General features: G+C 60.7%; 2 protein-coding genes and 1 pseudogene. All 3 read right to left on the bottom strand.

Features of this window, described 5'->3' with window-relative positions:
- Nucleotides 1-303 precede the first annotated feature (303 nt).
- Nucleotides 304-1,341, bottom strand: a complete 1,038-nt coding sequence (locus tag ACK5NW_RS11495) for an NAD(P)H-dependent glycerol-3-phosphate dehydrogenase (RefSeq protein WP_416928147.1) — start codon at nt 1,339-1,341, stop codon at nt 304-306.
- 39 nt (nt 1,342-1,380) lie between these two features.
- On the bottom strand, nt 1,381-1,836 hold the full coding sequence (secB, locus tag ACK5NW_RS11490; protein WP_416928145.1) for a protein-export chaperone SecB: 456 nt from the start codon (nt 1,834-1,836) through the stop codon (nt 1,381-1,383).
- A 76-nt stretch (nt 1,837-1,912) separates the two neighbouring features.
- A pseudogene (locus tag ACK5NW_RS11485) lies at nt 1,913-2,092 on the bottom strand (glutaredoxin domain-containing protein); the annotation flags it as partial.
- Nucleotides 2,093-2,217 lie beyond the last annotated feature (125 nt).

Raw genomic sequence — 2,217 nt, 5'->3', positions numbered from 1 at the left:
GTGTTCTTCGTGAAAGCCGCATGAATACACAACTTTTTGCCCTTTCCAACGCTCACCTTGGAGATCAAGGCGCACCGCACCCACTGGCACTGCGCTCGCCGCGTCATGCGGCGTTGCTCGTGCATGCGGGGAGCAAACCCCGCAGCGTCCACGCGTCTTGCCTGGCACGCCGATCACAGCACCATCGGATGCGTCCAACTGTCGGATCTAGGATGATCGGAGATACGCAGGAACGCTCTTTTTTTGATAGTCTGTTGCGCTATAAAAAAAGCGCGATGAAAGTCCAGGCAGCCTACAAAAAGCCTACAAAATTTCACCCTTGGGATCGCGCCCCATCAGCGCGGCGACGGCTTCGACGGGTTTGAGCTGGCCGTCCAGCAGGCTGACCACGCATTGGGTGATGGGCATGTCGATGCCCAGGTGCCTGGCACGCTGCAAGACGGTGCGGGCGCTGTACACGCCTTCGGCCACGTGGCCCAGGGATTCGACGGCTTGCTGGACGGTTTTGCCATCGGCCAGGAGCAGGCCGACGCGACGGTTGCGGCTCAGCTCTCCTGTGGCCGTCAGCACCAGGTCGCCCAGGCCTGATAAGCCCATGAAGGTTTCGCTTTGTGCCCCCAGGGCGATGCCCAGGCGGGCAATTTCGGCCAGCCCGCGGGTGATGAGTGCGGCACGGGCATTCAGCCCCAGGTTCAGCCCGTCGGCCAAGCCGGTGGCGATGGCCAGTACGTTTTTGACGGCACCACCGACTTCCACACCTGCCAGATCGTCGTTGGCGTACACGCGCAGCGTCGGGCCGTGAAAGGCTGCGACCATGGCATCGCGAACCAGCGGTTGATCACTGGCAGCGACCAGCGCGGTGGGTTGGCCGCGCGCCACTTCTTGCGCAAAGCTGGGGCCAGACAGCGCGCCGGCCTGCATGCCAGGCGCTGCCTGACGCTGGATTTCGTGCGGCATGAGGCCAAAAGGGTGGGGCGCATCTGGATCTTGCGCGGGTTCAAAACCTTTGCATAACCAAGCCACGGGTACGCGCACGTTCTGCCACTGTTCGTGCAATTGTTGAAGCGTGGGACGCAGCCCGGCCACGGGGGTGGCGATGACGATCAAGTTGGCCTCGGGCACGGCCTGCATCAGGCTGCCGGTATCACCGCCGCCCAGAATCAGGCTTTGCGGCAGTGGGATGCCGGGCAGGTAGCGCACGTTTTCGTGCGTGGCGGCCATCTGCTCGGCTTGTGCGCCGTCGCGCGCCCACAGCACGACCTGATGACCACTGGGGTTGCGCGCTGCGCTGATGGCCATGGCAGTGCCCCAGGCACCGGCTCCGATAACTATTATTTTCATAGCTGACGAGGCCCTGTGGGCTGATGCCAGCGCCCGCTCTTATTGGGTAATGATGGGCGAGCTTTCGGCCTGTTGTGCGGCCTGCTGCTGCTCATACATTTGCTGGAAGTTGATTTCAGCCAGATGCACCGGTGGAAAGCCTGCGCGCTGGATCAAATCGGCCACATTGCCACGCAGATAGGGGTAGACGATTTGCGGGCAGGCGATGCTGACCACCGGCCCCATCTGGTCTTCAGGCACGTTGCGGATTTCAAAAATACCAGCTTGCTTGCACTCGACCAGAAAGACCGTTTTGTCTTCGATCTTGGTTTGCACGGTGGCGGTGACGGTGACCTCGAACACGCCTTCGGCTGCGTTTTCGGCGCTGACGCCCAGGTTGATTTCCACCGCAGGCTGGGCCTGCTCCAGCAAGATGGCGGGCGAGTTGGGTTGTTCCAGCGAGGCTTCTTTGAGGTAAACGCGCTGGATGTTGAACACGGGATCTTGGTCAGCCATGGAATTTCTCGATGTGAACAGTTAAAAAGAAAACGGTGCTTGCCTTGAGGCACCCCGCCATGTACTTTGGATTATGTCAGGCGGCTGATCCGGCCAGCAGGGTGTCTAGCTCGCCGCGCTGATCCAGCGCCACCAAATCGTCATGGCCGCCAACATGGGTGTCGCCAATGAATATCTGTGGCACGGTGCGGCGCTGGGTGATGGCCATCATGTGCGCGCGCTCGGCCGGGTTGAGGTCGACGCGGATTTCTTCGATGGTAGGGAAGCTCTATAAACCCTGGTTTTTCCAAGCCTGAGCAGCCGAGATGGCGGCCCATTTCGATGGCTGCCTGTTTTTTAAGCAATTTCAGCCCGTTTTCAGTCGATTTGCTGCCCTTTGGG

This window comes from Ottowia sp., from assembly GCF_047975795.1.
In the GTDB taxonomy this organism is placed as follows: Bacteria; Pseudomonadota; Gammaproteobacteria; order Burkholderiales; family Burkholderiaceae_C; genus Ottowia.
The sequence above is the reverse complement of the archived record's forward strand: the minus strand, read 5'-3'. Positions and strand labels throughout refer to the sequence as shown.